4 protein-coding genes are annotated in these 4,807 nt (G+C 44.6%); 1 reads left to right on the top strand and 3 read right to left on the bottom strand.

Annotated elements, in window-relative coordinates:
- Nucleotides 1–245 precede the first annotated feature (245 nt).
- From RMO84_RS06465 to RMO84_RS06455, 3 genes are all read right to left on the bottom strand, one after another.
- Entirely contained in the window at nucleotides 246–455 is a 210-nt protein-coding gene (locus tag RMO84_RS06465) for a type II toxin-antitoxin system HicA family toxin (RefSeq protein WP_310487652.1), read from the bottom strand.
- Nucleotides 452–652, bottom strand: a complete 201-nt coding sequence (locus tag RMO84_RS06460) for a type II toxin-antitoxin system HicB family antitoxin (protein ID WP_310487651.1) — start codon at nucleotides 650–652, stop codon at nucleotides 452–454. Before RMO84_RS06460 ends, RMO84_RS06465 begins: the two co-directional genes overlap by 4 nt.
- Nucleotides 653–1,110: 458 nt before the next feature.
- Nucleotides 1,111–1,716: a hypothetical protein gene (locus RMO84_RS06455; RefSeq protein WP_310487650.1), complete on the bottom strand. Its 606-nt coding sequence runs from the start codon at nucleotides 1,714–1,716 to the stop codon at nucleotides 1,111–1,113.
- A gap of 115 nt (nucleotides 1,717–1,831) precedes the next feature.
- On the opposite strand from RMO84_RS06455, the gene smc reads away from it, so the two are divergent.
- Nucleotides 1,832–4,807 (top strand): chromosome segregation protein SMC (gene smc / locus RMO84_RS06450; protein ID WP_310487649.1); only part of this gene is annotated, 2,976 nt, incomplete at its 3' end.

Here is a 4,807-nt window from a genome sequence, read left to right as displayed (position 1 = left end):
GGAATATAGCTCTCAAAAAGTTCGCCACCTTTAGTAATTTGAATTTTAGTGCGATCGGGCTTCTTCCCGAAATCGGTATTCCTCATGATGGCTTGGTTCGATCGTGCTAGATGCTATCCAATACTATGATGCCCAGATCGACGATCGAGATTGCAGATCTACAACTTGGTAAGTGCAGGTTTATGAAGCTGATGAGATCGAGCGAGTTTCTTCATCCGACTGAGCCTATTTCATGACAATTATCTTTACGTTAAATCATCTTCAGTAAGTTCCGCATCTTTCATAATGCTTCTCAGCGTACCGATTGGCAGATCTCTGTTGCTATGAACTGGGATTGAAAGAATAGCATCAATACTATCGTTAATATAAATGTGATGGCTACCAGAAATACGTTTCAGTTCCCAGCCGTTTCGCTCCACAATTTTGCAAAGCATCTTGCCAGACACCGCTTTCATAGGGATATCTCCACCAATTGTTTTTCTGGTTCAGCTTCTTTACGGTCACTTGCAACTTCTAACCAGCCTTGGATCGCATCTTTCAGCATCTCCAGTAAATGTTCGTAGCTATCACCCCAAGTATGACATCCTGGTAGCGCAGGTACAGAACCGCACCAAACGTCATCTTCTTGCCAAATGACCACTTTAATTTTCATGATTTTCTCCCTAATATGGGGTTCTCTAATATTTTAAAGCATCACGATATCCTCTTGACGATCGCCAGCAATTCATGGAACATTCCTCACAATCTCAGTATGGGGAATTCATGAATTTCCCATACCATTATTCGCGATCGATAAAAGTCCCCACATAAATCACCCTGTAGGGGCAGGCTTATGTAACCAATCCAAACCTGAAGTCAACCTAATTCAAACCTGCCCAACCCCACCAACAACCTAAATATTTTTTCTTCACCAAAGATCGATAAATCCGATCTGGATGTTAATTGTGGGTGAGGGCGGGTTTGTCCGAAGGTTGTCGTTACAGTCGAAATTAATGGCATAAACCCGCCCCTACAGATTTTTCATTCAATGTTGGTTCGATCGATCCAATACATTCAATCGATAATCCGATCGTCGTTTTATTCTCTCCCATAGAGAATCACACAGCAAATTTATAAAGTAATTTGAGGATTGCCACCAGACTTTAAAATCAATTCGTGAACGACTCCTCGTGAGTTTCTAAAACCATAGCGGGTTGGATGATTGACATAAGTTGCTAGAGCATCTTGAACTTGCAAGGTATTACGATTGCTACAATTGAATATGAGTGAATCGCTTGGTGAAAAATCTAGAGCTACATGAGTATAAACGCGCTTACAAACAAACAGAATACATTTAGGCTTTAATTCAGTAACTACCTCTAGAAAAATTGGTTTCGCCTTTTCCCACATCTCTTTCGTAGGCGGAACTCCATGTTTTGGGAGCCAATCCTGAATGTACTCATGATGTGCAACAGAATTCCAAAACTGTTTTCTTGAATCCTCTGTATCAGCATTTTCAACAAAGGTACGTTGGATATTGCTAAAGAATCTATGCTTCCAGCTTGCGTCAATGATGCTACTAATCAGTCGATGAGTAAATGTGTCATGAGGCTTTTCTTTTTCCAAGTTGTCAGTGTAGTTTGATTCTCCTACAATCAAAATTGGAATTTTGAAGATGCTTTCATTTCCATACTGATTACCTTTCCACGGTTTAAAGAGATGATTACCCATTGTCATCTAAAATATCGATCTACTAAATCGATCGTACCCATCAAAACCCTCCAAACTCACAAACGGTCGAGAGTCTGCTAAGATAAACTCTTGGGAAAATGCGGACTCGCGCCGCCAAGGGATGCAGCTAGAACTTATGGTACACATCAAACAGGTAGAACTGTCCCATTTCAAATCCTTCGGTGGTACTACCAAAGTCCCGATTTTACCCGGTTTTACCGTGGTATCGGGGCCGAATGGTTCCGGTAAATCGAATATTCTCGACGCACTATTATTTTGTCTGGGATTGGCTAGCTCCAAGGGAATGCGGGCGGAACGGTTGCCGGATCTCGTCAATCACGATCGATCCAATAATAAGGGCGCGTCTGAAGCGATTGTGACGGTGACGTTCGACCTGGAGAATGAGGATGAGCCAGCATCAGAAATTGAGATTATCGATGCGAGTAGTCTGTCCCCAGCTCCACCGAAGCAGCGGTTGGCGAGTCAGAGGGTAGTGACGCGGCGGTTGCGGGTCAATGCTCAGGGTGGTTATACATCGAATTATTCAATTAATGGTGAGGCTTGCAACCTCGCGGAGTTGCACGACCAATTGAATGCGCTGCGGATTTATCCAGAGGGCTATAATGTCGTGCTGCAGGGGGACGTCACCAGCATCATCTCGATGAATAGCAAGGAGCGGCGGGAAATTATCGACGAGTTGGCAGGTGTGGCAGCATTCGATCGCAAGATCGATCGAGCCAAAAGTACACTGGATGAGGTCAAGGAAAAGGTCGAGAAATGTAATATTGTCGCTGCAGAATTGGTGGTGCAACGGGATAAGTTAGCACAGGATAAAATTAAAGCGGAAAAATATCAAAGATTGCGGACAGAGTTTCAACAGAAATCTGTTGAAGAGGTGGTCTTGAAATGGCAGAATCTCCAACAGAAACAAACGATAATTCAAGCGGACTTAGGTAAGGGAAAAGTCGCGCTGGGTGAGTTGGACAAGCAAGTTATCGAGATCCAAAGCGAGATCGGCACGACGACAGCAGAAGTCGAACGGCTTAATGCTTGTGTGAAAGCTTTGGGCGAAGAGAAATTATTAGCCGCTCAAGCAGAATTAGCGACACAGCAAGCGGAACAGCGGCAACTAGAACAACAGCAGAAAGAAGTAACGGAAAATCGATCGAATACTCAAATTAATCAACAACAATCGGCAACGCAGCTAGCTAATTACGATCGAGAATTCAATCGATTAACTGCCGAGCAACAGCAATTAGAAACGACGCAATTGAAAAAGTCGGTAGCCGATCGAGATGAGGCGAAATATCAAGTTGAAGTAACTAAAGAAAAGGCTAGCTCGATTGCCTCTGCATCGACGGCTTGGGTAGAGGAACAAACTCAAGTTAGTCGCCAGATTGAAACTACGCTTCAGTTATTAAGTAAACAGCGCACGGCTCAAGCACAATTGACCGAACGGCGCAATCAGTTGGGAGCGAAAATTGCTGAAGAAACGGAACGATTAGCAACAATCAATCCCGAACTAGAGACAAACAAAAACAAGGTTTCAGAATTAGAAAATAAACTCGCTCAAGCTACGGGCGAACTAGCGTTATTAGAAAATAAACTCACTGCCGTTCAAGCGAATGTCGATACTCAGTTAGAAACCCAAAAACGGTTATTACAAGAACAACGAGATAAACAACGATTAGTCGATAAATTAGAAGCCCAAAATCAAGATCAAGCTGAAGCCCAGGGTACTTTTGCGACCAAAATTATTAAGGAAGCCAAAATTCCTGGCGTGCATGGTTTAGTAGCTCAATTAGGAAATGTCGATCCGGCTTATCAATTAGCTCTCGAAATTGCGGCTGGTGCGAGACTCGGTAACTTAGTCGTCGCCGATGATGGCGTAGCTTCCCGCGCGATCGAAATCCTCAAGCAAAAACGTGGCGGACGGGCGACATTTTTACCATTAAATAAGATTAATGCTCAACCATTACGTGAGAATGCCGCACTCAGAGCAACTCAAGGTTTTATCGATTATGCCGTCAATTTGGTGGACTTCGATCGCGAGTATGAGAATATCTTTAATTATGTCTTTGGTGGGACAATTGTATTCGACAGACTCGATCGAGCGCGGAGTTTATTAGGCAGACATCGGATCGTTACGCTCGATGGTGAATTGCTCGAATCCAGCGGGGCGATGACAGGGGGTAATATTTCTCAGAAATCCACGCTCCACTTTGGTACCGCTGATGCGAGTGAGTCTGCCGAGGTGCGCAGTCTCCAGCAACGTTTGGGCGAAATCGAACAGATTTTGCAAGTCAGTATTGAAGTAGTTAATAAGAGCAACACTGAACTGCGCCAACTGAGTGCCGCCGTCGCCGATACTCGTCAAAATCAACGGGAAATCAAACTCAATTTCGATCGCAATCAGCAGGAAATCGGGCAATTAACCACCCAACAAACCCAATTACAAACTCAGATTGCCAAAAATCAGCAGGATCTCGATCGAACCGTCACCGATCTTACTGCCTTAGAACGAGTCTTGCCCGCCCAAGAAGCCGCTCTCGCAGAGCTTCATGCCGAACTCGCCGAACTCGAAAAATCCGGCGTTCATAGCGATTGGCAAGCTATCCAGACCGAAATTAAATCACACGAACAACAATTAAGTCAACGCCAACAAGCCTTAACTGCTTTCGAGCAAAAACTCCAAGAAATCGATCGCCAGCGCAGTATCTTAACTGAAAAAATCTCTGAAAATCAGCGGCGTACTAGCGAATATATCGAACAGATTGGCGGACTCGATCGCAAGTTGACCGATATTCATACTAGACTAACGGTTATTGGGGACTCGATCGTCACCACCAAAGCCTCCCTAGTTATCCTCGACAAAGAACTCGGTACCGACAAACAAGAACGCGACAAAGCCGAAGCCAAACTGCGCCAACTCCACCTCAACCTCCAAGAACTACAGTGGGAGCAGCAAAAACTCACCCAACTCCAACAACAACGCCAAACCGAAATCGATAACCTCATCATCCAAATCGCCACCCAACGCACCGAACTCCCCGCCGAACTCCCCGAACTCCCCCCCGAATCCCAAACCGACGAATAT

It is taken from the genome of Chamaesiphon sp. VAR_69_metabat_338 (assembly GCF_031423935.1).
Classification (GTDB): domain Bacteria; phylum Cyanobacteriota; class Cyanobacteriia; order Cyanobacteriales; family Chamaesiphonaceae; genus Chamaesiphon.
The sequence above is the reverse complement of the archived record's forward strand: the minus strand, read 5'-3'. Positions and strand labels throughout refer to the sequence as shown.